Raw genomic sequence first — 25,869 nt, forward strand, 5'->3', positions numbered from 1 at the left:
GGCTTACGATCGTGTCGAACCGTCGACGCGAGAGGGCCCATGACCGCGACAGATGCCGAGCGTGCCGGCGAACAGGCTGCCGCCCGCGATGCCACCGAGCCCCGTCCGGACCGCAGCACGCGGGTCCGGCGGTGGATGCTGCAGGGCTCCGATCAGGGGGCGTCCCACCAGGGTCCGCACCAGGTCGAGGTCGAGAAGACCCACTCGTGGTGGCGGGTCATGTGCCTCACAGGTGTCGACTACTTCTCGACGCTCGGCTACCAGCCGGCCATCGCGGCGCTCGCCGCCGGGCTGCTCTCGCCGATCGCGACCATCGTGCTCGTCCTCGTCACGCTCTTCGGCGCGCTGCCGGTCTACCGCCGCGTCGCCCAGGACAGCTTCCGCGGCGCCGGATCGATCATGATGCTCGAGAAGCTCCTGCCCTGGTGGGCCGGCAAGCTGTTCGTGCTGGTCCTGCTCGGGTTCGCCGTGACGGACTTCATGATCACGATGACCCTGTCCGCCGCGGACGCCACGGCCCACATCGCCGAGAACCCGTTCACGCCGCACTGGTTCACCGAGATCCCGGTGCCGCTGACCCTGGCGCTGCTGCTCCTGCTCGGCGTCGTGTTCCTGCGCGGGTTCAAGGAGGCGATCGGCATCGCGGTCGGCCTGGTCGCCGTGTACCTGGCGCTCAACGCGGTCGTCGTCGCCGTCTCGCTCTGGCACGTGTTCGAGCGCCCGACCGTGGCGAGCGACTGGTGGAGCGGACTGACCGCACAGCACAGCAACCCCCTCGTGATGATCGGGATCGCGCTGATCGTGTTCCCGAAGCTCGCGCTCGGCCTGTCCGGGTTCGAGACCGGGGTCGCGGTGATGCCGCAGGTCCGCGGTGACGCCGCCGACGGCACGAGCCCCCGCCCCGAGGGCCGCATCCGCGGGACCAAGCGGCTGCTGACCGTCGCCGCGGTGATCATGAGCACGTTCCTCATCACCTCGTCGATCGTCACGACCTTCCTGATCCCGCAGCACGAGTTCCAGCCGGGCGGCGGAGCGAACGGACGCGCGCTGGCGTACCTGGCGCACGAGTACCTGGGCGGCGTGTTCGGGTCGGTGTACGACTTCTCGACGGTCGCGATCCTGTGGTTCGCCGGCGCGAGTGCGATGGCCGGACTGCTCAACCTGGTGCCCCGGTTCCTGCCCCGTTACGGGATGGCGCCGCAGTGGGCGAGGGCGACCCGGCCCCTGGTCATCATCTTCACGCTCATCGCCTTCGTGATCACGATCATCTTCCAGGCCAACGTCGACGCGCAGGGCGGTGCGTACGCCACGGGCGTGCTCGTCCTGATCACGAGCGCCGCCGTCGCGGTGACCCTGTCGGCCCGGCGCAAGCAGCAGAAGAAACGCACCATCGGCTTCGGCATCATCGCCGTGGTGTTCGTCTACACGACCATCGCGAACGTCATCGAACGCCCGGACGGCGTGCGGATCGCCGCGGTCTTCATCATCGCGATCGTGGTCGTGTCGCTGGTGTCCCGGGTGCGACGGTCGTTCGAGCTCCGGGCGTCGTCGATCGAGCTCGACGCGACCGCCAGGCAGTTCGTCGAGGCCGACGCCGACCAGTTCAGCTCGGTGTGCATCATCGCCAACGAACCGGGTGCGGGAACGGCGGCCGCCTACCGGTCGAAGGGACGCGAGGAACGACGCGACTCCGGCATCCCGGCCCGCGTCCCGACGATGTTCCTCGAGGTGCTCCCGGCCGACTCGTCCGACTTCGAGGAGGACCTCGTCGTCGAGGGGCACGTGGTGCACGGGTTCCGGGTGCTCCGGGTGCGATCCGGCAACGTGCCCAACACCATCGCGTCGACGTTGCTCGCGATCCGGGACATCGCCGGCGTGGTGCCGAGCATCTACTTCGAGTGGAACGAGGGCAGCCCGATCCGGAACGCCATCCGCTTCGTCTTCACCGGCGTCGGCGACGTCGCTCCGGTGACGCGTGAGGTCCTGCGCGAGGCCGAACCCGAGGTCAACCGCCGACCGAGCGTGCACGTGTCGTGACGGGCGCGGTCGACGCGGGCCGAGCCTCCCACCCGGTCGGCGGCATCGCCGTCGTCGTCGTCGCCGCGGCGGTGTGGGGGACCACCGGGACGGCGACGCACTTCGCTCCCGGCGTGCCCGCGTTCGTGTTCGGTGCCGTGACCTTCGGCCTCGGTGGCCTCGTGCTCGCCGGCCTGGCCGGTCGTGCCACGCTCCGTGCCATGGTCGCTCCGGGGACGCGGGGCTGGGTCTGGCTGGGGGCAGCGGCGCTCGCCGTGTACGCGGTGGCGTTCTACGCGGCGCTGGCCGACGCGGGTGTGGCGCTGGGGACGACCATCGCGATCGGCTCGTCGCCCGTGTTCGCCGGACTCGTCGAGTGGGTCGCGGAGCGTCGTCCCGTGGCGCGGCGGTGGGTCCTCGCCACGGTCGTGAGCGTCATCGGGATGGTCGTCGTGACGCTCTCCCGCTCGTCGTCGAGCTCGTCCGGGTCACTTGCGATCGGTCTCGGAGCCGCGCTGCTCGCCGGACTGACCTATGCGCTGTACTCGTGGGCGATCGCCCGCGGGATGGGCACGTTCCGGGCACCGGTGCCCGGTGGGCCGACGGCCGAGATCGTCTCGCGTGTCGGGCCGAACGGACGGGGACTCGTCGGCGCGGTGTTCGGGCTCGCCGCGGTGCCGCTCGTGGTGCTCGTCGTGGTGTCCGGTCACGAGTACCTCGTCGTGCCGTCGGCATGGCCGGTGTTCCTCTACCTGGCGCTCGTCCCGACGGTGATCGGGCACTCGCTGTACGCGGTCGGGCTCAGGACGGTGACGGCGTCGGCCGCGACGCTGCTGTCGCTGTTCGAGCCCGTCGTGGCAGCGGTGCTCGCGGTGCTGGTCGTCGGGGAGCACCTCGGGGTCGTCGGGTGGGGCGGCATCGTGCTCGTCGTGCTCGGCCTGGCGTTGCTCGCGGTGCCCGGGCGGGCGCCGCGGCGCTGAGCGCTCGCGCGTCCTGACTCGGCGCGTGCCCGGTTGCGGACTCGGCGCGGCGGCCGGGGTTCCGACTCGGCGCGTCCATGCGGTTCCGGACTCGGCGTGTCCATGCGGTTCCGACTCAGAACGACAACGCCGCTGTCGTACGACGACGACCCTGTCGTTCGTTGCGCGGGCCGGATGTTGCGGACGCGTGGGAGCGACATGCTCGATGTCGTACGACAGCGAGTCTGTCGTTCCGAGTCGGCCCCGCGCGCCCGCCCCCGCGCGCCTACTCGCCCAGGATCTGGTCGCGCACCTTGCGCCGCAGGACCTTGCCGATCATCGAGCGGGGCAGGTCCTCCACGACGACGATCCGCCGCGGCACCTTGTACGCCGCCATGTGCTCGCGGGCGTAGGCGCGGAGCGCCTCGGCGTCGAACGAGGACGGATCGCGCGGCACCACCGCGGCGACGACCTGCTCGTTGCCCGCCTGGGTGATGCCGACGACGGCGACCTCGCGGACGCTCGGGTGCTTCACCAGGGCGTCCTCGACCTCGGTCGGGGAGACGTTGAAGCCGCCCGTGATGATGAGCTCCTTGAGCCGGTCGACGATCCGCACGTACCCGTCGGCGTCGATCGCGACGATGTCCCCGGTGCGGAACCAGCCGTCCGCGGTGAAGACCTCATCGGTGGCCTCGGCCTTCCCCCAGTAGCCGCTGAACACCTGCGGCCCGCGGACCTGCAGCTCACCCGGCTCGTCCGTGCCGAGCACCCGGGTGGGCTCGTCCGGGTCCGCGACACGGGCCTCGGTCGAGGGGAACGGCAGGCCGATGGTGCCGAGCCGCCTGGCGTCGGACACCGGGTTCGCCATGATGACGGGGGAGCACTCGGACAGGCCGTATCCCTCCACCAGGTACCCGCCGGTGCGCGCCTCCCACGGCTCGACGACGTCCTTCGACAGCGCCATCGCCCCGGAGATCCCGATCTCGATGCCCTTGAGCGACACCTTCTTGGAGTCGGCGGCATGCTGCAGCCTGGCGTAGATCGGCGGCACGGCGGGCAGGAACGTCGGCGGGTGCTGCTTCATCGCGGTGAGCACGAGATCCGGTTCGAACGCCGGGAAGAGCACCAACCGCGAGGCCATGCTCATCGCGAAGGTCAGGCACAGCGTCAGTCCGTAGGCGTGGAACATCGGCAGGATCGCGTAGACGACGCTGCCGTCGCCCGGCTGGATCTGCGGGACCCATGCACGGGACTGCGCCGCGTTCGCGATGAGGTTGCGGTGCGTCAGGACGGCACCCTTCGGCGTCCCGGTGGTACCGGACGTGTACTGGATGAGCGCGGTGTCGTCGGTGGACGGCCGGACGTGCTTGCGGGACAGCCGGCGGGAGGACACCAGGTCGTCCCACTTCGTCGTGCCGCGGACCTTCGTCGTCAGCTTCGCGCGGGACTCCCGGGCCTTCGCCACGGGAAGCGTCAGCGCGAGCCGGGTGCTCCGAGGCATCGCCTTCGTCAGGTCGACGGACACGATGGCGTCCAGTCGGACGTCGGCGGGGAACTCCTGCAGCGTCGCGACGGACTTGTCCCACGCGATCGCCACCGTCGCGCCGTGGTCCTCGAACTGGTGCCGGAGCTCGCGCGGCGTGTACAGCGGGTTGTGCTCGACGACGATCGCCCCGAGCCGCAGCACCGCGTAGAACGCCACGACGTGCTGCGGGCAGTTCGGCAGGACCAGTGCCACCCGGTCGCCAGCGGTCACGCCGAGCTTGCGGAGGCCGTTCGCCGCACGGACGATCTGGTCCTCGAGCGCGGCGTACGTCGTCGTGCGCTTGAAGAACTCGAGGGCGACCTTCTTCGGGAACCGCTTCGCGGACTGCTCCACGAGGTCGAAGAGCGACCCGGTGGGCTCCTCGATGTCGTGCGGCACTCCTGGTGCGTAGGCGGCAAGCCAGGGCCGGGGCGTGTCGATGCTCACCCGCCCAACCTAGCGGGGTGCCCGACCGCGGGCTGGGAACACACCCCGCCGGACGGCGCACGATGAGGACATGTCCTTCGTCACCGGTGCACTCCGCTCCCGCCTCCAGGCCACGTTCACCGGCAGCACGACCGGTCGACCCGAGTGGGTGGACGAGCTCGAGCAGGGCACCGACGCCGGCTTCTTCGGACCGGGGTCGGCGACCTGGTCCGTGCACGGCGGCAACCACACGATCGTGGCCGGTGTCCGTGCGCTCCTCGTCCAGGCGCTGCACCCGGGGGCGCTCGCGGGTGTGGCCGACCACTCCCGCTACCGTGAGGACCCGTTCGGCCGCCTCGCCGGCACCATCCGCTGGATCTACACGGTGTCGCACGGGGACACCGCGACGGCCAGGGGAGCGAGCCAGTGGGTGCTCCGGCTGCACGAGAAGGTCCACGGCCAGTACGTCGACGGGCACGGGGTGACGCGAGACTACACCGCGAACGACCCGGACCTGGCGCGGTGGGTGCATCTCGCCTTCACCGACGCGTTCCTCAGGAGCGCCCAGCGGTGGGGTGACCCGATTCCGGGAGGCGCCGACGCCTACGTCCGGGAGTGGGCGACCGCCGGCGAACTCATGCGCGTGGAGGACCCGCCGCGCAGCGAGGCCGAACTCCGCGCCCAGATGGACGGGTACCTCGACCGCGGCGAGCTGGCCGTCACACCGCGCACCCGCGAGGTCGTCCGCTTCATTCGCAACCCGCCCCTCGCCCGCATGCTGCGGCCCGGCTACCAGGCGCTGTTCCAGGGTGCCGTGTCGACCCTCGACCCCCGGCACCGCTCGATGCTCGGGTTGCGTCAGGCGGCGATCGGCCCGGTGGAGCTGCCCGTCGGACGCGCGACCGGCATGGTCCTGGACGGCATCGGCGGCGTGCTCGGCAACCAGTCGGGGACGGAGCGCGCAGCGCTCCGGCGCATCGCACGGCTGGAGCGCGAGGCCGAGGAACCAGCGGCCTGAGACTCAGCCACACAACGGACTGGAGGCACGGTGCGGGCCCGCACCGTGCCTCCAGTCCGTCTGGTGGGTGCGTCAGAAACCGGACGGCACCCTGGGCGTGTACGCGGACTCGAGTCGCGTCACCTCGTCGTCCGTGAGGACGATCGACGCACCGGCGACCGCGTCGTCGATGTGGTGCTCCTTCGTCGCGCCGACGATCGGGGCCGTGACCGCGTCCTTGCCGGCGACCCACGCCAGGGCGATCTGCGCCATGCTGACGCCGCGGTCGCTCGCGATCGACTCGACGGCGTCGACGATCGCGTGGTTCGCGTCCTCGTCCTGGCGGTACAGCGTCTTGCCGAACTCGTCGGTGTCGGCGCGCGTGCCGGAGCCCTGAGCGTTCCACGGGCGGGTGACCTTGCCGCGGGCGAGCGGGCTCCACGGGATCACCGCGACACCCGTGGCGGCGCAGAACGGGTGCATCTCGCGCTCTTCCTCGCGCTCGAGGAGGTTGTACTGGTCCTGCATGCTGACGAACTTCGTCCAGCCGTGCAGCTCGGCGGTGTGCTGCATCTGGGCGAACTGCCACGCCCACATGCTGCTCGCGCCGATGTAGCGCGCCTTCCCGGCCTTGACGACGTCGTGCAGCGCCTCCATCGTCTCCTCGATCGGGGTCTGCGGATCGAAGCGGTGGATCTGGTACAGGTCGACGTAGTCCGTGCCGAGGCGGGTCAGTGAGGCGTCGATCTCGTGCATGATCGCCATGCGGGAGAGCCCGGCGCCGTTGGGCCCAGGGCGCATCCGGTTGAAGACCTTCGTGAAGACCTGGACGTCCTCTCGCGGGGCGAGTTCCTTCAGGAGTATGCCGGTGATCTCCTCGCTGGAGCCGTCGGAGTACACGTTGGCGGTGTCGAAGGTGGTGATGCCCTTGTCGAACGCGTGCCGGACGAAGGGGCGTGCCTCGTCGATGCCGACGCTCCACGCGTGCGAGCCCTTCGTCGGGTCGCCGTAGGACATCATCCCGAGGATGACGTTGCTGATCTCGAGGCCGGTGGCGCCGAGTCGTGTGGTGCTCGCGTTGGCGTTCGTGTCGGTGCTGTTCGTCGGGTGGGTCGGGGTCATGCGTTCACCCTGGCATCGCGGCCTGTGACCGCGAGGAGGCGGACCTGGAGCGGTGCGTCCTCGCCGACCTCGACGGGTGCTGCGTACAGGCCGGTCTCGGCGAGTGACTCGATCTGCGGCTCGAAGTGGTGCCACACCGCCGCGACGAGTTCGTCCGGCAGCTGCTCGTCCGTGCCGGTCGCCCGCGCGAGGTCCCACGTGTGGATCGTGATGTCGCTCGTCTGCTCGGCGAGGTACTCCGCGGCGCTGACCACGTCGGTCGCGAGGTGGACCGGGGTGTCCTGCGGGGCGCGGTGCCACGCCTCGGTGGCGGCGCCCGCGAAGCGCTCCCACTCGGCCACGAGGTCGTCCCCGACGGGTTCGAGATCGGCCTCGGCCTGGGCGTAGTCGCATCCGGTGAGGAGGAGTGGGATCCACCGCTGCTCGTCGACGACGTGCGCGACGAGGTCCCTGGTGGTCCACTCGGAGTCGGGGGTCGGGGCGTCCCAGTCGGAGACGGCGGCGACGCGGCGGCCGAACTCGGCTGCGGCGACGGCTTGCAGCGCGATCCAGTCGGTGGCCATGGTGGTGCTCCTGTTCGTCACGGTTCGGCGATGTGTGGCGTGCAACCTCGGGGAGCCTTCGCGGATTCCCGGGGGCGTGGGTGCGCTTGGTGCGTGCGTGCGGGGGTGCGTGCGTGCGGGGGTGGGTGCGTGCGTGCGGGGGTGGGTGCGTGCGTAGGTGCGTGGGTGCGGGCGTAGGTGGGAGGGTCCGAGCCCAACGTACGCCGGCGCTGGTGCGGCTGCGGGGCTGGTGCGGGTGCGGGTGCTGGCGTGAGCGCGGGTGCGTCCCGGTCGAGCGGGTGAAATACCCGGGAATCCTCGCGCGGGACCCCACCCTTCCGCCCGCTCGTGTTCGTCCGGCGACGACTGCAGACCGTCTGCCGCCGAGCGGGCGAAATACCCGGGGAGCACCGCTCGGGAACCGCTCGAATCCGCCCGCTCGTGAGCACGGGCAACGGGAGCTTGCCGTCGTGGTCGTCGAGCGGGCGAAATGCCAGGGATCGCCTCGCGAGCACGCGGGTATTTCGCCCGCTCGGGTGAGCGCGCGGGTGAGCGCGCGGGAGCGCCCGCGGGAGCGCCTTTGGACGCGTCTGAGTGCGTCCCCCTGCACGCGTCGCGGCGGGGCACGACGAAGCCCCGGCGCCATGGGGCGGTGCCGGGGCTTCGTCTCGGGTGCTGCAGTGTTGTGCGGTTCGGTTCCCCTGTCAGGGAGCGAGGGTCCGGGACGGACTCACGCAGCCTGGAGGACGAACTGGACGTCGAGGTTGATCGTGACCTCGTTGCCCAGGGTGAAGCCACCGGCCTCGACGGCTGCGTTCCAGTTCACGCCGAACTCGGTGCGGTCGATCTTGGTCGTCGCCTCGGCGCCGAACTTGACCTGGCCGTAGCCGTCCGTCGTGAAGCCACCGAGCTCGGCCTTCAGGACGACCGGCTTGGTGACGCCGCGGAGGGTGAGCTCGCCGGCGATGTGCAGGTCGTCGCCCTTGGCCTCGATGCCGGTGGAGCGGAAGGTGAGCTGCGGGTGCTCTTCGGTGAGGAAGAAGTCGCTCGTCTTGAGGTGCTGGTCGCGCTGCTCCTGGCCGGTGTTCACCGAGGCCACGTCGATCGACGCCTCGACGGTGGACTCGAGCGGGTTCTCGGCGGTGACGACGGTCGCGTCGAAGGTCTCGAACTTGCCCTTGACCTTGCTGATCGCGAGGTGGCGGACCGAGAAGGTGACCTCGGAGTGGGTCGGGTCGATCTTCCAGGTGCCGGTGCGGTAGCCGGGAACGGTTTCTGCGGTGAGCGACATTGTGGTGTCCTTCCAGGACGAGTGAGTCGTGGTGACGCGAGCGACCGGATCCCCGGTCCATGCGCCCGCATCTGAGTTGATGCTACGCCATTGTGCACCCATTTGGTTGAAGCGTCAACCAATGTTCACCCGAGTGTCGCCGTGCGTGTGTCGTGCCGACCACCAGTGCCGACCGACAGCAACCGTCTGACGCGTGCGACGAACTGCTCGATGAGCGCTCCGACGTCGTCTGCTGTGACCCGGACGAGCCACCAGTCGACGTCCTTCAGGTTCTCGCCACGCGTGAGGTCCTTCTTGAACGACCTGGCATCCGTTCGGTGGAGATCGCTCTCGTACTCGATCGCGACGCGTGCCTCCGGGTACGCGAGGTCGACGCAGGCGATCCACTGCCCGTCGACGATGACGTCGTGGTTGAGTGCAGGCTCGGGCAAGCCTCGGCGGACGAGGGCGAGCCGGGTTCGCGTCTCGCCGGGGGACCTGGAACCCGGTCGGATCTCGGCGAGTGCTGCACGGAGCTTTCGGATGCTCCGGATGCGACGTCGTCTGCGGACCGCTGCGGTCAGTTCTTCGAGCGTGAGCCAACCGAGCCACCCGACGAGGGCATCGCCGGCGATCACGAGCTCGTCGACCGTGAGCATCGTCCCCAGGGCGACGAAGGTGTCTGCGGGGTCGCTGATCGGGACCCCTCGTGAGATCGTCCGTCGCACCGTGCCGGCCCGGGCCCGATGTCCCACCGAGCCACGTACCCGGATCGCCTGATCGACGCCGATGGTCGTCACGTGGAGTCGTCGGTCGCGCTCGAAGCGGCGGGGGAGTGGTACGCCGATGATCGCCGCGGCGGTCACGTGGCTGAACACCTGGTCCCGCCGGAGCCGCGGAGCGAGGGCGCGGGCTCGTTCGTCCACCAGCACCGGGGTCGTCGGGGACCGGATCCCGTGGAACGGCCGGACGAGGTCCTTGGCGTCGAGGCGTCCACGGGGCACCCCTCGGTACAGCGCGTCACGGACGCGGAACGATGCGTCTCGGAGCGCTCCGGGGAGTCTGCGTCTGGCGGTCATCCCCACATGCTCGTGGCGAGTCGGCGTCGTCGGGGCGAGCCGAGCCTCCCGTGTGGATGGTCGCGGGCGTCGCCCGCGTGTGGAGGCCTGCCCGTCTCGGCGAACGGGCGAGATACCAGGGGTCGGAACGCGGTCAGCGCGGGTATTTCGCCCGCTCGCGAACACCGCGGCCCACGCACCACCCCCGCACGCACCACCCCCCCGCACGCACCACCCCCGCCCGCACCCCGCGCCCCACCCCGGGAGGCACCCACGGGGCCACCCGGGGCCGAGCGCGCTCCAGTAGCGTCGGGAGCATGGAATTCAGGTACCTCGGCAACTCGGGACTCAAGGTCTCCGAGATCACCTACGGCAACTGGCTGACGCACGGCTCGCAGGTCGAGAACGACGTCGCCACCCAGTGCGTCCGGGCAGCGCTCGACGCCGGCATCACGACGTTCGACACCGCGGACACGTACGCGAACACCAAGGCGGAATCGGTCCTCGGCGACGCGCTCAAGGGCGAGCGTCGCCAGTCGCTGGAGATCGCGACGAAGGTGTACTAGCCGACCGGTCCGAAGGGGCACAACGACGTCGGACTCAGCCGGAAGCACATCCTCGAGTCGATCAACGGGTCGCTGACGCGGCTCCAGACGGACTACGTCGACCTCTACCAGGCACACCGGTACGACTACGAGACCCCGCTCGAGGAGACGATGCAGGCCTTCGCCGACGTCGTCCGACAGGGCAAGGCGCTCTACATCGGCGTCTCCGAGTGGACCGCCGACCAGATCCGCGCCGGTGCGGCACTGGCGAAGGAGCTCGGCTTCCAGCTCATCTCGAACCAGCCGCAGTACTCGATGCTCTGGCGGGTCATCGAGGGCGAGGTCGTCCCCACCTCCAAGCAGCTCGGGCTGTCGCAGATCGTGTTCTCCCCGATCGCGCAGGGCGTCCTCACGGGCAAGTACAAGGCCGGCCAGCCGCTCCCCGAGGGCTCGCGCGCCACCGACGAGAAGGGCGGCGCGGACATGATCAAGCGGTACATGCGCGACGACGTCCTCGAGGCCGTCCAGCGCCTCCAGCCCGTCGCGGACCAGGCGGGGCTCACCCTGGCGCAGCTCGCGATCGCGTGGACGCTCCAGAACGACAACGTCGCGAGTGCGATCGTCGGCGCCTCGCGCCCGCAGCAGGTCACCGACAACGTCAAGGCGGTCGGCGTGAAGCTCGACGCGGACGCGCTCAAGGCCATCGACGACGCCCTGGGGTCCATCCCGGAACGCGACTCCGCGAAGAGCGTGAGCCCGGCGTCGCGCCCCGCGTAGACGCGACCCAGAACCGGACGGGAGGCACGGTGCCAGCTGGCACCGTGCCTCCCGTCCGTCGTTGCGGACCGCAACGCCCGTACCCCACATGAACAACGGATGTCGCGTTTCTGGCAGAACCCTGGGGATGTCCGTACCCCACCCAAACGGGGGGCAGCAGCCCACCGAATCGGCTGCATGACCTCGACTGACACCCTCGTTGTGGTGCCACCCGCACGGGTGACGTCCACGCGGCTGAGCCGCCTCCTGGCGACAGCCCGGCAGCTCGTGTCCTTCGGCGCCATCGGCGCGTTCTGCTTCGTCGTCGACCTCGGCGTCTACAACCTGCTGCGCGCAACCGTCCTCGACGACAAGCCCATCGGCGCGAAGGTCGTCTCGGCGGTCGTCTCGACCGCGGTCGCCTACGTGCTCAACCGCTTCATCACCTTCCGCGCCGAGCGCACCACCGGACGTCGCGAGACGATCCGCGAGGGGCTGCTCTTCGCGCTCACGAACCTCATCGGGCTCGGCATCGCCGCCGCTTGCCTCTACGTCTCGCACTACCTCCTCGGATACACCTCCACCCTCGCCGACAACGTCGCCGGCAACGGGGTCGGCCTGGTCCTCGGCACCGCGTTCCGGTTCGCCGCGTACAAGGCCCTCGTCTTCCGTTCCCACGACGCACGTCGCACGAAGGAGATCGTCGAATGACCGTCATCACGACGCTGGTCACGGCCGCTGGGCCGCTGCTCCAGCCGAAGGACCAGTCCGGGACGTCGGGGAACGTCCCGAACCGGGGCACCACGGACGTCCCGACAGGAGGCTCGGGGCAAGCCGCGCACGCCGCCTGGACGCTGGGCGAATGGGTCGGCTACTCCGCCCTCATCGCCATCTCGATCCTGCTCACGCTGGTCGCGCTGTCCACGCTCTGGTGGATGCTGCACGCCTGGCGGTCGCGTGACGCGCTGAAGCAGACGAGCTTCAGCGACACACCGCGTCCAGCGGCCCACCGCTTCACGCTCCTGGTGCCCGGGCGGCACGAGGAGGACGTGATGGGGCAGACGCTCGACATGCTCGCCACGCAGGACCACCCCGACTTCGAGATCATCGCGATCGTCGGCGAGGACGACCCCGGCACCGACCGGGTCGTCCGCGAGGCCGCCGCGCGGCACCCCGGCCTGATCAAGGTCGTGGTCGACGACACGCTGCCGAAGAACAAGCCGAAGGCGATGAACCTGGCGCTGCAGTACGCCACCGGGGACATCGTGGGCGTGTTCGACGCAGAGGACGAGGTGTACCCGAAGCTCCTCAGCCTGGTCGACTCGCGCTTCCAGGAGACCGGCGCCGACGTCGTCCAGGGCGGCGTGCAGCTGATGAACTTCAAGTCCAGCTGGTGGTCGCTCCGCAACGTCCTCGAGTACTACTTCTGGTTCCGCTCGCGACTGCACTTCCACGCGGAGTCGAAGTTCATCCCGCTCGGTGGCAACACCGTCTTCGTGACGAAGGAGCGCCTGGACTGGTCGAACGGGTGGGACGCGCACTGCCTCGCCGAGGACTGCGAGCTCGGCGTCCGGCTCTCCGCCGACGGCGCCAAGGTCGTCGTCGCGTACAGCCCGGAGGCGGTCACCCGCGAGGAGACCCCGCCGACGTTCGCCTCCCTGCTCAAGCAGCGGACACGCTGGAACCAGGGCTTCCTGCAGGTCCTCGAGAAGGGGGAGTGGAAGCAGCTCCCGTCGCTGAAGCAGCGGTTCTTCGCGCGGTACCTGCTGACGATGCCCTTCATCCAGGCGGCCACCGGCCTGCTGATCCCGCTCAGCGTGATCATGATCGCGTTCGTGAAGGTGCCGACGGCGATCGCGCTCATCTCGTTCATCCCGCTCGCGCCGACGCTGATGCTGCTCGCGGTCGAGATCGCCGGCCTCGGGGAGTTCGGGCGTCTCTACAAGGAGAAGGTCCGGATCCGCGACTACGTGAAGCTCGTGCTCGGCCTCGTGCCCTACCAGGTGTTCCTCGCCGCAGCAGCCGTCCGTGCGGTGATCCGGCACGCCAGGAAGCAGAACGGATGGGAGAAGACCGAGCACACCGGGCAGCACCGCACCGCGGCGCAGCAGCCCGAGGTGGTCGGCTTCCCGTCCGCCGTCACCAGCCCGGAGCCGGCGTTCGCCGGTGCATCAGCAGGAGGTGAACGATGACCGCCAGCATGACCAACACGACCGGCATCCCGATCCGCGGCACGCGCTCGGCGACCGGTGTCCGCGCCTGGTTCCAGGTGCACGCACGGAGCCTCGCGTGGGTCCTCCCCGTCGTCGCGATCGCCGCGCTGGTGCAGGCCTGGAACATGGGCGGCATCCCGCAGCGCATCGACGACGAGGGCACCTACACGGCCCAGGCGTGGGCGATCACCCACCTCGGCGAACTGACCCACTACACATACTGGTACGACCACCCGCCGCTCGGGTGGATCCAGATCGCCGGCTACACCTCGCTGACCGGGGCGTTCGCGCGCTACCCGTTCGCCGTCGAGGCCGCCCGCGAGGCCATGGTGTTCTTCGCCGCGGTCTCCGCCGTCCTGGTGTTCGTCCTCGGCCGTCGCCTCGGGATGTCCCGACCGGCGAGCGCCGTCGCCGTGCTGGTGTTCGGGCTGTCGCCGCTCGCGCTGCAGTACCACCGCACCGTGTACATCGACAACGTCGCGACGCCGTGGCTCCTCGCCGCGTTCGTCCTCGTCCTGAGCCGTCGGCAGCAGCTCGCCGGGTTCGTCGGCGCAGCCGCCTGCCTGGGGATCGCGGTGCTGTCGAAGGAGACGTACCTGCTCGCACTGCCGTTCCTCATCTGGATGGCCGTGCGTCGAGCGGACAAGAGCACGCGTCGCTACACGTTGAGCGTCGCCGGGGCCGTCCTCGCCGTGATCGGTGGCGGGTACATCCTGCTGGCCGCCGTCAAGGGCGAGCTCCTGCCGAGTGCCGGCAAGGTGAGCCTGCTCCAGGGCATCACCTACCAGCTCGGCAGCCGCGAGGCGAGCGGTTCGCTCTTCACCGGCGGCAGCCTGGCGAACGAGGCCGCATCCCAGTGGTGGGCGCTCGACCCGGTGTTCATCGTGCTCGGCTCGGCAGCGGCCGTCGTGGGGCTGTTCCTGCGTCGGGTCCGTCCGATCGCCGCGATGCTCGTCTTCCTGCTGCTCTTCATGTTCCGGCCGAACGGGTACCTGCCCGTGCCGTACGTCATCATGCTCGTGCCGTTCGGGGCCGTCCTCGTGGCGTTCGTCGCCGAGCGGGCCGTGCTCGCCGTCAGCGGCAAGACCGCCTTCCTCGCGAGGAACCGGGTTCGCGGAGCATCGCGTCGGGTCCTCGGTGGGGCATGGGCGCTCGCAACTGCCGCTGCGCTCGTCGTCGCCGTGCCGCTCTGGGGATCGCAGCTCCGCGGCTTCCTCGTGACCGACCTCGACAAGCCGATGGCGCAGGCGGAGAACTGGATCGGCGACAACGTCGACAAGCGCTCCCGGATGCTCGTCGACGACGCGATGTGGGTGGACCTCGTGAACGACGGCTTCGCCAGGAACAACGTGGTCTGGTACTACAAGCTCGACACCGACGGAGCCGTCGAACGCCAGTCGCCGAACGGTTGGAAGGACTCCGACTACGTCGTGACGACGGACTCGATGCGCACCGGCGGGAACTCCTCGACGGACGTGCGCCAGGCGATCCAGAACTCCACGAGCGTCGCGTCCTTCGGCACCGGCAACCAGAAGGTCGACGTCCGGCAGATCAACTCCGAGGGCCAGGCAGCCGCCGACAAGGCGATCACGAAGGCCGCGGACCAGCGGAAGACGCTCGGCACGCAGCTCGCGGACAACCCGGCGCTCGAGGCGGATGCCGGTGCCCGGTCGCAGTTCCGGGCCGGCCAGGTCGACTCCCGCGCCATGATCGCCCTCGGGCAGGTCCTCGCCGACGACTCCGTCCGTGTCGACCGGTTCACGCCGCTCACCGGCGAGGACGGCCAGACGTTCCGCCGCGTGGTCGTGCACACGTCGGACACCGCCGCGGCGAAGCGCACCGAGGCCACGCTCGACGCGATGGGCAGTGCGTTCCGCCCGACCTCGGTCGAGCGTGACGGCACCACCCTGACGGTCGTGTTCCCGACGACCGACCCCACCACGACCGCGGTCAGCACCTCGTGACCCGCGCGTCCGCCGCCCGACCTCGCCGCCCCCGCGAGCACGCGGGGGGAGCTCGGCGAGCGGGCGAAATACCCGCCCCGCACCCGCGCACGACCGTGGTATCTCGCCCGCTCGCGGCGGGGGCGGCCCGCGAGAACACACCCTGACCCGGAACGACCAGCACGATCCGACCCGAAGGAGCACCACCATGCACACCTCCGCACACACCCAGCGCCGCCGCGTCGCCATCGTGGGAGCCCTCGCCGCGACCCTCGTCGCCGCGACCGTCGGCCTCGCAGCTCCCCAGTCCGCCAGCGCCGCCACCGACACCGGCTGGCTGCGCGTCGGGCACCTCTCCCCGGACACGAAGGGCGTCGACGTCGAACTGTCGAGCCTGTCCGGCGGCAAGAAGGTGTTCGAACTCGACGACGTCACCTACGGACAGGTCAGCAAGTACCAGACGCTCGCGGCCGGCACCTACGTGCTCTCGATGCGAGCATCGGACGCGCCGGACTCCACGCCGGTCATCTCGACCGACGTGACGGTCCAGGGCGGGAACGCGAGCACCGTCGTCGCCTACGGCAAGAACAAGAGCCTGAAGACGGCCGCGTTCACCGACGACCTGCAGCAGCCCGGTGACGGCAAGTCGAAGCTCCGGCTCGTCCAGGCCGCGACGACCGCCAAGAAGGTCGACGTCACCACCTCGACCGGCACGAAGATCGCCACCGACGCCGCGTTCGGCTCGGCCTCGCAGTACGCGACCGTCGCCTCGGGCAAGTGGGACCTCGACCTGTCCGGCGGCGGGCAGACGGGCTCGGCGGACATCGACCTCGCCGGCAACACCGTCTCGACGCTCTTCGTGCTCGACGACAGCAAGGGCGACCTGACGGTCGTCCCCGTCACGGACGCCGCGGCCACCGCCGCGACGCCGACGGGCGGCGTCCAGACGGGTGGCGGCGGCACCGCCGCCGACCGCCCCGCAACGGACGCGGTCCACGCGGCCGTCGCGGCGATCCGCGCACTGTTCCACTGATCCGGACGGGAGGCCCTGATCACCGCCGCCGATCGGCGAACGTTATCCGGGCCTCCAGTCAGACCGTCTCCCCACCAGCAGAAAGCAGGCCGGCATGACCCGCAGGAACTGGATCCCCATCACCGCCGTCGGCGTGGCCGCGGTGCTCGTCGCCGGCGGCATCGCCGTCGCCGCCGTGCACCCGTGGTCGGCCTCCGAGCCCGACGCCGGTGGCGCGTCGACCCCGACCTCGACGACCCCGCCGGACGGGAACCGCTCAGCCGCGCAGCTCCGCACCGACTTCCTGGACCGCTACGTGCAGGACGGCCGCGTCGTGCGGCTCGACCAGGGGAACGACACCGTGAGCGAGGGGCAGGCCTACGGGCTGCTCATCGCGTACGCAGCCGGGGACGAGCAGCGCTTCGGCGAGATCTGGTCGTGGACGAAGCGGCACATGCTGACGGACGACTCCTTGCTCGCATGGCGCTGGACGAAGGAGGACGGTGTCGCGGACGAGCAGTCCGCGAGTGACGCCGACCTCGACGCCGCGCGTGCCCTCGTCCTCGCGGGTGCGAAGTGGCAGGACGAGACGTACACGAAGGCCGGCAAGACGATGGCCCGCGCGGTGCTCGACCACGAGACGGCGACGACCGACCTCGGGCGGATCCTGCTCCCGGGGCCGTGGGCGGACTCGGAGCCGTACCGGTACGACGCCTCGTACGCGTCGCCCGCTGCCTACCGGGTGCTGGCGAAGGCAACAGGCGACGCGCGGTGGACGGAACTCGAAGAGGGCTCCAGCGCCGTGACGGCCGCGGTGCTCGAGAAGACCGACCTGCCGAGCGACTGGTCGCAGGTGCACGCCGACGGCAGCGTCGACCCGATGCCCGCCACCGGCAGCGACGCCCGCGTGCTGTACGGGTACGACGCGATGCGCATGCCGCTGCGGTACGCCGAGGCGTGCACGGCGTCGGACCGCAGCCTCGCGGCGTCGATCGCACCGACGCTCCGGCGGACCACGCAGCTCGCGGCGCAGCTCGACCTCGGCGGCACCGCCGTCACGGGGGACCGCAGCGCGCTGGCGTACTCCGCTCGTGCGGCTGCGGAGCAGGCAGCGGGCGCGACGGGAGCGGCGACGGCTGATCTGCAGCGTGCCGACCGGACAGCCGCCACGACGCCGACGTACTACGGCGACGCGTGGGCGGCCCTCGGTGCGACCATGCTGACGTCCGACGTGCTCGGTGGGTGCGGTACCGCCGGCGGGAGCTCCTCGTGAGCGGCGGGCGGCGTCGGGCCGAGCGAGGGACGTCGCTGGGCGCGCGCCTCGGTCGACGGTGGGTGGCAGTCGCGGCGGGTGCGGCGGTCGTCGTGGCCGCCGGGGCCGTCGTGACCGGGGTCGCCGTGGCCGCCGGGAACGACGCCGCGCCGTCTGCGAGGTCCTCGGTCGCTGCTCCGGGGGCATCGCCGTCCGCGGGCGACCGGGACATCGCGGGCTTCCAGGACCCGGCAGCCCCGGCGGCGCGCTCCGACGCGACACCGACCCGGGTGGCGATCCCCGCGATCGGCGTGGACGCCGCACTCGAGGACCTGCACCGCGGAGCCGCCGGCGAGCTCGACCCGCCGACGGGCTGGGACAACGCCGGGTGGTTCAGCGACGGCATCGTCCCCGGGGAGGTCGGCCCAGCGGTCATCGCCGGGCACGTCGACAGCCCGACGAGCGCCGCGGTGTTCTTCCGACTCGACGAGCTCGTGGCTGGTGACGAGATCCACGTCACGATGTCCGACGGCAGCACCCGCACCTTCACCGTCGACCGCACCGAACGCGCCGCCAAGTCGGCGTTCCCCACGAGCGACGTCTACGGGTCGTCGCCCACTCCTGACCTCCGGCTCATCACCTGCGACGGCACGTTCGACACCGCCACAGGGCACTACACGGACAACCTGATCGTGTTCGCATCACTGTCGGGGCAGTGACTCAGCAGCCGAACCATATGTTGGACACCAGTCATCGAGGAGCAACATGAGCGAGACCCTGGTCATCATCCCGACCTACGACGAAGCCGAGAACGTCCGGCCGATCGTGGCACGTACCCTCGCGGCCACGGACGACACCGTGCACGTGCTCGTCGTCGACGACAACTCCCCGGACGGCACCGGTGACATCGCCGATGCCATCGCGACCGAGACCGATCGGGTCCACGTGCTGCACCGCACCGTCAAGGACGGCCTCGGTGGCGCGTACCTCTCGGGCTTCGCCTGGGGGCTCGAGCACGGGTACGACAAGCTCGTCGAGATGGACGCCGACGGCTCCCACCACCCCGAGTACCTGCCGTGGCTCATCGAGCTCGCGGACACCAACGACCTGGTCCTCGGCTCCCGCTGGATCCGGGGCGGCGAGGTCGAGAACTGGCCCTGGTACCGCGAGCTCCTCTCCCGCGGCGGCAACCTCTACACGCGACTCGCGCTCGGCATCGCCGTCCGCGACGCCACCGGCGGCTTCCGGGTGTTCACCCGATCGGCACTGCAGCGCATCGACCTCGACGGCATCGCGTCGAAGGGGTACTGCTTCCAGGTGGATCTCTGCTGGCGGGCGCTCGAGGCGGGCCTGCGGATCGTGGAGACCCCGATCACCTTCACCGAGCGCGAGTTCGGCGTCTCGAAGATGAGCGGGAACATCGTCCGCGAGAGCCTGACCCTCGTCACGAAGTGGGGCATCGACCGGCGCCTCCGCGAGGTGCGTGCGCTCGCCAAGGAGCACAAGCCGCTGCCCTCGGTCCGGCGCAACGCCCACGCGGTCGCGAACCCCATCCGCTGACGAGGCTCCCCGCCTGACCTCCACGCGAAAGCGACAGTCTCCCACCGGACTCCGGCGGGAAACTGTCGCTTTCGCGGGACGACGGCGCGCGCTGCGGTCAGCGCGAGCCAGCGGCGCGCGCCGCGGTCAGCGCAGGACGACGACCCCGCGGCCGGTGAACCGGACGCAGTCCGTCGCGACCGAGGCCGCACCGAACTGGTACAGCACCTCGCCGGTCGCGCCGGGCACGGGCACCTCGGCCGCGTCGTCGAGGAAGTTCACCACGACGTGCACCGGCGCCACGGTCGGCCCGAGCAACCCGCGGGTGAGCACGAGCCACCGCCGGTCCTCGCTGAAGCGGACGGCGTTCGCCTCGTAGCGGTCGTCGACGAAGGCCTCGTCGGTTCGCCGCAGTGCGACGAGCACCCGGTAGGCCCGGAGGATCGCAGCGCCCCGCGGCGACGACACGTCGTCCCACGACAGCTTCGAGTCCCGGAACGTCTGCGGGTCCTGCGGATCCGGCACGGCGGACTCGTCCCACCCGTGCTCCGCGAACTCCTTGATCCGCCCTTCGGCGGTGGCCTTGCCGAGTTCCGGCTCCGGGTGCGACGTGAAGAACTGCCACGGCGTCGTCGCGGCGAACTCCTCGCCCATGAAGAGCATCGGCGTGAACGGCCCGAGCAGGGTCAGCGCCGCCGCGATGACCAGTCCCTCATCGGTGAGCGTCGCCGCGAGCCGATCGCCCGCTGCCCGGTTGCCGATCTGGTCGTGGTTCTGGTTCGCCACCACGAGCGCCGTCGCGGGGGATGTCCCGCGGTCGATCGGCCGGCCGTGCCGCTTGCCACGGAACGACGACCACGTGCCGTCGTGGAAGAACCCGTGGTCGAGGACCTTCGCCAGCGCCGACAGCGGGCCGAAGTCGGCGTAGTACCCGTTCGTCTCCCCGGTGAGGGCGACGTGCACGGCGTGGTGGAAGTCGTCGGACCACTGCCCGGCGAGCCCGTAGCCGCCGGCCTCCTGCGCCCGGAACATGATCGGGTCGTTGAGGTCCGACTCGGCGATGAGCGACAGCGGCTTCCCGACGAAGGCACCGAACGCCGAGGTCTCCGACGCCATGGCCTGCAACACGTGCGGGCGGGTGGTGTCGCGGATCGCGTGCACCGCGTCGAGCCGGAGCCCGTCGACGTGGTGGTCGCGGAACCACATCCGCACGTTGTCGAGGACGTACCGTCGGACCTCGGGGTGCTCGACGTTGACCGAGTCACCCCAGGTGTTCGCGAGTCCCTGGACCAGGTACGGCCCGTAGAGCGGCAGGTAGTTGCCGCTCGGTCCGAGGTGGTTGTACACGACGTCCTGGATCACGCCGAGCCCGAGCGCGTGTGCCCGGTCGACGAACCGGTCGTAGGCGTCCGGCCCACCGTACGGTGCGTGCACGGCGTACCAGGCGACCCCGTCGTACCCCCAGTTCCACTCGCCGTTGACCCCGTTGACGGGCAGCAGCTCGACGAACTCCACGCCGAGCTCGACGAGGTGGTCGAGCTTCGCGGCGGCGGCGTCGAGCGTGCCCTCCGGCGTGTAGGTGCCGACGTGCATCTCGTAGATCACGGCGCCGCGGGCCGGACGTCCGGTCCACGCGTCGTCCGTCCACGAGAACCGTGCGGGGTCGACTACCTCCGACGGACCGTGCACACCCTCCGGCTGGTACCGGCTGCGCGGATCGGGGCGGACCGCGTCGTCGTCGTCGATCCGGAAGCCGTAGCGGGCGCCGACGTGGGGGAGCACCTCGTCGGTGCTCCACCAGTCGTCGGCGCCGCGGCGCAGCGGGTACTCGGTGCCGTCGACGACGAGCCGCACCCGCTCCGGGGTGGGCGCCCAGACGGCGTAGCGGTCGGGTGCGGTCATGCGTGGCCCTCCAGGATGTCGATGTCGGCCTGCGCGTCGGTCTCGTCCGGCGCGGTGCGCGTCACGACCGGACTGGAGGCCCGGCTCGTCTCCGCCACGTCGGTCGCGTCGGCGACCCGACCGGTCTCGTCGACGTCGGCCGCCGGGACGAGCAGGGCAACGGGGTAGGTGGTGAGCAGCTCGGACAGCGCGATGCCCCTGGTGGCCGGGACGAGCCTCCCGGTCAGCAGGTCCACGCGGTCGACGGGAGCCGGGTGGATCAGGGTGTCGCCCCACCCGCCGACCCGTTCCAGGCCGATCGGCAGACGTGTGGCGACGGTGACGGCGCCGCCGCGGTCGAAGGCGACCACGTGGTCCGCCGCGCTCCCGGTGGCCTCGATCGGCAGGTAGCGCGTGAAGAGCTCGGGCCGGTCACGGCGGAGGCGCAGCGCCCTGGTCGTGACGAGCAGCTTCGCAGCACCGTCGATGCCGATGGCCGGCAGCGTCTCGGGTCCGTCGTCGTCGGGCCCGTCGAGTTCCGCGAGGACGTGCCGGCGTTCGGTGTAGTCGACCGCGCGACGGTTGTCCGGGTCGACCAGGGAGCGGTCCCAGAACTCCGTGCCCTGGTAGACGTCGGGAACACCGGGGGCGGTGAGCTGCACGAGCTTCGTGCCGAGGCCGTTCGACCAGCCGGCCGCGTCGATGCGCTCGTCGAGCGTGTCGAGCAGCGCGACGACGGACGGGTCGTCGAAGGCGGCGTCGACGAGGGCGTGCATCCGTCCCTCGAACGCCTCGTCCGGCTCGGTCCACGTCGTGCTGTTACCGGCCTCGCGGGAGGCCTTCTCGGCGTACGCGTGCAGACGCTCCCTGCTTGCCGGACGGGCGCCGACGATCGCCTGCCAGAGCAGGTTCGCGAACACCTCGTCCTCGAGCGGTGCCAGGGCGTGCAGCTTCCGGAACGTCTCGGTCCACTCGTCGCCGAGTTCTGCGAGCACAGCGATGCGGGCGCGGGTGTCCTCGCTCCGCTTCGTGTCGTGCGTGGTGAGGGTCGTCATCGTGTGTGGCCAGCTCGCCAGGCGCTCCCGCTGTGCGGCGTGGAACTCCTCGGTGCTGACCGCGAAGACGCTCGGATCGCCGCCGACCTCGCTCAGGGAGCTCAGCTTCGCGGTCCGGTAGAACGCGGTGTCCTCGACGCCCTTCGCCATCACCATGCCGCTGGTCTGCTGCAGGCGGATCGCGGCGGGGTGGGTCGGGTCGACGAGCGCGGGGGCGATGCGGTCGATGACGTCGGCGAGGTCGGGACGGGTCTCCGCCGCGAGCTCGAGGGCGTCGATGAGGTGGTGGGCGCCCTCCGGGAGGTACGTGCGGTACACGTCGAAGGACGCGATGACCTCGGCGAGGGCGTCGACGACCCGTTCGGGCTCTGCTGCTCCGGCTTCCTCGAGCAGGCGGGCGAGACGCTGCACCTCGCTGTTCAGGATGCCGTCGGCGATCCCGCGGCGGGTGTCGTGCGTCAGACCCTGCCAGTCACCCGGCTCGTCGCCGACGGTCGCCCAGAGGGGTTCTTCGCCGCGGGGGTCGACGAACAGTCGGTCGAGGACGCCGAGTGCGTCGTACCCGGTGGTGCCGTCGACCGGCCAGCTCGCGGGGAGCTCTTCGCCCGGCTCGAGGATCTTCTCCACGAGGGTGTACGCGCCATCGGTGAGGTCGTGAAGGTCCTGCAGGTACCCGGCCGGGTCGTACAGCCCGTCCGGGTGGTCGATCCGGAGCCCGTCGACCAGGCCGTCCCGGAACCACGCACCGACGACCGTGTGGGACGCGGCGAACACCTCGGGCTCTTCGACCCGGATCGCCGCGAGGGTGTTCACCGCGAAGAACCGGCGGTAGTTCAACTCGTGGTCTGCACGCTTCCAGTGCACGAACTCGTAGTGCTGGCGAGCGTGCACGGTCGCCACGTCGTCGCCGTCGTGCACGGTGCCGGGAGCGGTCGGGTAGGCGGTGGTGCCGACCAGGAGCACGGGTCCGGCGGTACGACTGGTGCTCCCGCTCGTGTCCAGCGTGACCCCGTCGAGCAGGCGGTCGTCGAGGACCGGGATGCGGATCCGTCCGTCTCCCGCTGCCCAGTCCACGTCGAACGCCGTGGCGACGGGCGAGTCCTGCCCGAGCTCGAGCAGCGACCACCACCACGGGTTCACCGCGGGCGTTGCGACGCCGACGTGGTTCGGGACGATGTCCACCAGGACGCCGAGGCCCGCGGCGTGTGCCGCTTCGGCGAGCGCCCGGAACGCCGCGTCTCCGCCACGCTGCTCGTCGACGTGGGTGTGGTCGACCACGTCGTACCCGTGTGCGGAACCCGGCTCGGACTGCAGCACGGGGGACAGGTAGAGCCAGTCCGCGCCGAGGTCGTGGACGTAGTCGACGAGGGCCGTGGCCGACGCCAGGTCGAAGTCGGGCGCGACCTGTAGACGGTAGGTCGAGACGGGGACGCGGCGGGTGCGCTCTGTCGTCACTTGGCACCGCCCTGGGTGTCGCTCGGCGCGGGGGATCCTGCGGGGTTCGCGGGGGTCACCGCGTCCTGCGGCGCCGGCGTGACCGGGTGGGCTTCGGCGTCGACGGGGGTGGTCGTCACCTCGTGGTCGGGCTCGGCGCGGAGCACGATCATCGATCGGGCCGGGACGTCGAGCGGGGTGGCGGCGTCGATGACCTCGTCGCGTGCCCCTGGTTCGGCGGTGTCGATGCGGACCGTCCAGCCCGGCGCGTACTCCTCGGGCGGCAGCGTGAACGTCACCGTGTCGTCGTGCGCGTTGAAGTACGTGATGAAGGCCACGTCCGTGACGCGCTCGCCGCGGGCGTCGCGACCGCGGATGCCCTCGCCGTTCAGGTACATGCCGACGCTCTTGCCGAAGCCGGAGTCCCAGTCCTCCGGTGCCATCGCGTCGCCTTCCGGGGTGAGCCACACGACGTCGGGCAGGGGCTCGCCCTCGCCGCGACGCACGGGGCGACCGTTGAAGTACCGCGTCCGTCGGAACGTGGGGTGGTCGTGCCGGAGCTTCGTGACGTCGGCGGTGAACTGGATGAGTTCGTCGTCGGCGGTGTCCCAGTCGATCCAGCTCAGCTCGGAGTCCTGCGCGTACACGTTGTTGTTGCCGGACTGCGAGCGGCCGAGCTCGTCGCCGTGCGCGATCATCGGCACGCCCTGGCTGAGGAGCAGCGTCGCGAGGAAGTTCCGTCGACGCTGCAGCCGCAGGGCGTTCACGGACTCGTCGTCCGTCGGACCCTCGACGCCGGAGTTCCAGGACCGGTTGTGGCTCTCGCCGTCGTTGTTGTCCTCGCCGTTCGCGTCGTTGTGCTTCTCGTTGTAGGCGACGAGGTCGTACAGCGTGAAGCCGTCGTGCGCGGTGATGAAGTTGATGCTGGCCTTCGGCGTGCGGCCGTCGTGCTCGTAGAGGTCCGCAGAACCGGAGATGCGCGATGCGAACTCGCCGAGGGTGGACGACTCGCCACGCCAGAAGTCCCGCACCGTGTCGCGGTACTTGCCGTTCCACTCCGACCACTGCGGCGGGAAGTTGCCCACCTGGTAGCCGCCGGGGCCGACGTCCCACGGCTCGGCGATGAGCTTCACCTGCGACACGATCGGGTCCTGCTGGACGAGTTCGAAGAAGGCCGACAGCCGGTCGACCTCGTAGAACTCACGGGCCAGCGCCGACGCGAGGTCGAAGCGGAAGCCGTCCACGTGCATCTCGGTCACCCAGTACCGCAGCGAGTCCATGATGAGCTGCAGCGAGTGCGGGTGCCCGACGTTCAGCGAGTTCCCGGTGCCCGTGTAGTCCATGTAGTAGCGCTTGTCGTCGTCCATCAAGCGGTAGTAGGCGGCGTTGTCGATCCCGCGGAACGACAGCGTCGGGCCGAGGTGGTTCCCCTCGGCAGTGTGGTTGTAGACGACGTCGAGGACGACCTCGATGCCCGCACGGTGCAGCTCGCGCACCATGGTCTTGAACTCCTGCACCTGCTGGCCCTCGTCGCCGGAGGACGAGTAGTGCGAGTGGGGGGCGAAGAACCCGATGGTGTTGTACCCCCAGTAGTTCGACAACTCCTTGTCCTGCAGCGTCGAGTCGTTGACGAACTGGTGCACGGGCATGAGCTCGAGCGTCGTGATGCCGAGGCGCTTGAGGTGCTCGATGACCGCCGGGTGCGAGACACCGGCGTAGGTTCCCCGCTGCTCTTCGGGGACGTCCGGGTGGGTCTCGGTGAGGCCCTTCACGTGCGCTTCGTAGATGACCGTCTCGCCGTACGGGGTCCGTGGTGCGCGGTCGCCCTGCCAGTCGAAGAAGGGGTTGATCACCACGCCCTTGACCATGTGCGCGGCGGAGTCCTCGTCGTTCGTGGAATCCGGGTCGCCGAACGTGTACGAGAACAACGACTGGTCCCAGTCGATGTCCCCGCTCGTGGCCTTGGCGTACGGGTCGAGCAGCAGCTTCGCCGGGTTGCACCGCGCGCCGTTCTCGGGGTCGTACGGGCCGTGCACCCGGAAGCCGTAGAGCTGCCCGGGGCCGACGTTGGGCAGGTACGCGTGCCAGACGTAGGCGTCCACCTCGACGAGGGGGACGCAGGTCTCGGTGCCGTCCTCGTCGAACAGACAGAGCTCCACGCGCTCGGCGACCTCGCTGAAGAGGGCGAAGTTCGTGCCGCTCCCGTCGTAGGTCGCGCCGAGCGGGTAGGGGTTGCCGGGCCAGGTGTGCAAGGGTCCTCCAGTGGTGGGTCTCGCCAAACGTATCCACGCCTCCCTGTGCTGTCCGCTCGACGAGCACTCCTG

Annotated in this window: 18 protein-coding genes and 1 pseudogene; 11 read left to right on the plus strand and 8 right to left on the minus strand. The window is 70.5% G+C overall.

Annotated features, from left to right (window positions below):
* Nucleotides 1–39 precede the first annotated feature (39 nt).
* Together ACIPJ2_RS12955 and ACIPJ2_RS12960 are read left to right on the plus strand one after the other, a co-directional pair.
* Nucleotides 40–2,037, plus strand: coding sequence for an amino acid transporter (locus tag ACIPJ2_RS12955; RefSeq protein WP_402729156.1), 1,998 nt, complete (start codon nt 40–42; stop codon nt 2,035–2,037).
* The gene (locus ACIPJ2_RS12960; protein WP_402729157.1) at nt 2,034–2,996 is read left to right on the plus strand and encodes an EamA family transporter; all 963 of its coding nucleotides are present in this window, start codon (nt 2,034–2,036) and stop codon (nt 2,994–2,996) included. Before ACIPJ2_RS12955 ends, ACIPJ2_RS12960 begins: the two co-directional genes overlap by 4 nt.
* Before the next feature lie 265 nt (nt 2,997–3,261).
* Here ACIPJ2_RS12960 and ACIPJ2_RS12965 read toward each other — a convergent pair whose 3' ends face one another.
* Nucleotides 3,262–4,947 carry a long-chain-fatty-acid--CoA ligase gene (locus tag ACIPJ2_RS12965; protein WP_402729158.1) on the minus strand — a complete coding sequence of 562 codons (1,686 nt, stop codon included), beginning with the start codon at nt 4,945–4,947 and terminating at the stop codon, nt 3,262–3,264.
* 70 nt (nt 4,948–5,017) lie between these two features.
* On the opposite strand from ACIPJ2_RS12965, the gene ACIPJ2_RS12970 reads away from it, so the two are divergent.
* Nucleotides 5,018–5,944, plus strand: coding sequence for an oxygenase MpaB family protein (locus ACIPJ2_RS12970; RefSeq protein ID WP_402729159.1), 927 nt, complete (start codon nt 5,018–5,020; stop codon nt 5,942–5,944).
* A 72-nt stretch (nt 5,945–6,016) separates the two neighbouring features.
* Here ACIPJ2_RS12970 and ACIPJ2_RS12975 read toward each other — a convergent pair whose 3' ends face one another.
* The 4 genes from ACIPJ2_RS12975 to ACIPJ2_RS12990 form a co-directional block, all read right to left on the minus strand.
* Entirely contained in the window at nt 6,017–7,045 is a 1,029-nt protein-coding gene (locus ACIPJ2_RS12975) for an aldo/keto reductase (RefSeq protein WP_402729160.1), read from the minus strand.
* On the minus strand, nt 7,042–7,608 hold the full coding sequence (locus ACIPJ2_RS12980) for a TIGR03086 family metal-binding protein (RefSeq protein WP_402729161.1): 567 nt from the start codon (nt 7,606–7,608) through the stop codon (nt 7,042–7,044). Before ACIPJ2_RS12980 ends, ACIPJ2_RS12975 begins: the two co-directional genes overlap by 4 nt.
* 709 nt (nt 7,609–8,317) lie before the next feature.
* Complete coding sequence (locus ACIPJ2_RS12985) at nt 8,318–8,878, minus strand: YceI family protein (protein WP_281267288.1); 561 nt, start codon at nt 8,876–8,878, stop codon at nt 8,318–8,320.
* Between the two features lie 125 nt (nt 8,879–9,003).
* Nucleotides 9,004–9,936: a hypothetical protein gene (locus tag ACIPJ2_RS12990; RefSeq protein ID WP_402729162.1), complete on the minus strand. Its 933-nt coding sequence runs from the start codon at nt 9,934–9,936 to the stop codon at nt 9,004–9,006.
* 296 nt (nt 9,937–10,232) lie between these two features.
* On the opposite strand from ACIPJ2_RS12990, the pseudogene ACIPJ2_RS12995 reads away from it, so the two are divergent.
* The 8 genes and pseudogenes from ACIPJ2_RS12995 to ACIPJ2_RS13030 all read left to right on the plus strand — a co-directional run bounded on the left by ACIPJ2_RS12995 (nt 10,233) and on the right by ACIPJ2_RS13030 (nt 19,196).
* Nucleotides 10,233–11,237, plus strand: a pseudogene (locus ACIPJ2_RS12995) (aldo/keto reductase family protein).
* Between the two features lie 177 nt (nt 11,238–11,414).
* Nucleotides 11,415–11,927: a GtrA family protein gene (locus ACIPJ2_RS13000; protein WP_402729163.1), complete on the plus strand. Its 513-nt coding sequence runs from the start codon at nt 11,415–11,417 to the stop codon at nt 11,925–11,927.
* A complete protein-coding gene (locus ACIPJ2_RS13005; protein WP_402729164.1) occupies nt 11,924–13,408 on the plus strand; it encodes a glycosyltransferase in 1,485 nt (494 codons plus the stop codon). Before ACIPJ2_RS13000 ends, ACIPJ2_RS13005 begins: the two co-directional genes overlap by 4 nt.
* A gap of 8 nt (nt 13,409–13,416) precedes the next feature.
* Complete coding sequence (locus ACIPJ2_RS13010; RefSeq protein ID WP_402729165.1) at nt 13,417–15,393, plus strand: ArnT family glycosyltransferase; 1,977 nt, start codon at nt 13,417–13,419, stop codon at nt 15,391–15,393.
* 187 nt (nt 15,394–15,580) lie between these two features.
* A complete protein-coding gene (locus tag ACIPJ2_RS13015) occupies nt 15,581–16,405 on the plus strand; it encodes a DUF4397 domain-containing protein (protein WP_402729166.1) in 825 nt (274 codons plus the stop codon).
* Nucleotides 16,406–16,499: 94 nt separating this feature from the next.
* Nucleotides 16,500–17,657, plus strand: coding sequence for a glycosyl hydrolase family 8 (locus tag ACIPJ2_RS13020; protein ID WP_402729167.1), 1,158 nt, complete (start codon nt 16,500–16,502; stop codon nt 17,655–17,657).
* Between the two features lie 62 nt (nt 17,658–17,719).
* On the plus strand, nt 17,720–18,355 hold the full coding sequence (locus tag ACIPJ2_RS13025) for a class F sortase (protein ID WP_402729168.1): 636 nt from the start codon (nt 17,720–17,722) through the stop codon (nt 18,353–18,355).
* A gap of 46 nt (nt 18,356–18,401) precedes the next feature.
* Complete coding sequence (locus ACIPJ2_RS13030; RefSeq protein ID WP_281267297.1) at nt 18,402–19,196, plus strand: polyprenol monophosphomannose synthase; 795 nt, start codon at nt 18,402–18,404, stop codon at nt 19,194–19,196.
* A gap of 126 nt (nt 19,197–19,322) precedes the next feature.
* On the opposite strand, the gene treZ is transcribed toward ACIPJ2_RS13030, so the two are convergent.
* From treZ to glgX, 3 genes are read right to left on the minus strand one after another with little or no spacing between them, the layout of a single operon-like run.
* Nucleotides 19,323–21,077: a malto-oligosyltrehalose trehalohydrolase gene (gene treZ, locus ACIPJ2_RS13035; RefSeq protein ID WP_402729169.1), complete on the minus strand. Its 1,755-nt coding sequence runs from the start codon at nt 21,075–21,077 to the stop codon at nt 19,323–19,325.
* On the minus strand, nt 21,074–23,566 hold the full coding sequence (gene treY / locus ACIPJ2_RS13040) for a malto-oligosyltrehalose synthase (protein WP_402729170.1): 2,493 nt from the start codon (nt 23,564–23,566) through the stop codon (nt 21,074–21,076). The genes treZ and treY overlap by 4 nt, the downstream gene beginning before the upstream one ends.
* Nucleotides 23,563–25,797 (minus strand): glycogen debranching protein GlgX, encoded by a 2,235-nt coding sequence (gene glgX, locus ACIPJ2_RS13045; RefSeq protein ID WP_402729171.1) that lies wholly within the window; start codon nt 25,795–25,797, stop codon nt 23,563–23,565. The genes treY and glgX overlap by 4 nt, the downstream gene beginning before the upstream one ends.
* Nucleotides 25,798–25,869: the final 72 nt, after the last annotated feature.

Source organism: Curtobacterium sp. NPDC090217, assembly GCF_044746705.1.
Lineage (GTDB): Bacteria > Actinomycetota > Actinomycetes > Actinomycetales > Microbacteriaceae > Curtobacterium.

Excerpts from the sequence above, each read along its gene's own strand:
- ACIPJ2_RS12955 (WP_402729156.1), top strand. The coding sequence starts at position 40 with ATGACCGCGACAGATGCCGAGCGTGCCGGCGAACAGGCTGCCGCCCGC.
- ACIPJ2_RS12970 (WP_402729159.1), top strand. The coding sequence starts at position 5,018 with ATGTCCTTCGTCACCGGTGCACTCCGCTCCCGCCTCCAGGCCACGTTC.
- ACIPJ2_RS12975 (WP_402729160.1), bottom strand. The coding sequence starts at position 7,045 with ATGACCCCGACCCACCCGACGAACAGCACCGACACGAACGCCAACGCG.
- ACIPJ2_RS12980 (WP_402729161.1), bottom strand. The coding sequence starts at position 7,608 with ATGGCCACCGACTGGATCGCGCTGCAAGCCGTCGCCGCAGCCGAGTTC.
- ACIPJ2_RS12985 (WP_281267288.1), bottom strand. The coding sequence starts at position 8,878 with ATGTCGCTCACCGCAGAAACCGTTCCCGGCTACCGCACCGGCACCTGG.
- ACIPJ2_RS12990 (WP_402729162.1), bottom strand. The coding sequence starts at position 9,936 with ATGACCGCCAGACGCAGACTCCCCGGAGCGCTCCGAGACGCATCGTTC.
- ACIPJ2_RS13000 (WP_402729163.1), top strand. The coding sequence starts at position 11,415 with ATGACCTCGACTGACACCCTCGTTGTGGTGCCACCCGCACGGGTGACG.
- ACIPJ2_RS13005 (WP_402729164.1), top strand. The coding sequence starts at position 11,924 with ATGACCGTCATCACGACGCTGGTCACGGCCGCTGGGCCGCTGCTCCAG.
- ACIPJ2_RS13010 (WP_402729165.1), top strand. The coding sequence starts at position 13,417 with ATGACCAACACGACCGGCATCCCGATCCGCGGCACGCGCTCGGCGACC.
- ACIPJ2_RS13015 (WP_402729166.1), top strand. The coding sequence starts at position 15,581 with ATGCACACCTCCGCACACACCCAGCGCCGCCGCGTCGCCATCGTGGGA.
- ACIPJ2_RS13020 (WP_402729167.1), top strand. The coding sequence starts at position 16,500 with ATGACCCGCAGGAACTGGATCCCCATCACCGCCGTCGGCGTGGCCGCG.
- ACIPJ2_RS13030 (WP_281267297.1), top strand. The coding sequence starts at position 18,402 with ATGAGCGAGACCCTGGTCATCATCCCGACCTACGACGAAGCCGAGAAC.
- treZ (WP_402729169.1), bottom strand. The coding sequence starts at position 21,077 with ATGACCGCACCCGACCGCTACGCCGTCTGGGCGCCCACCCCGGAGCGG.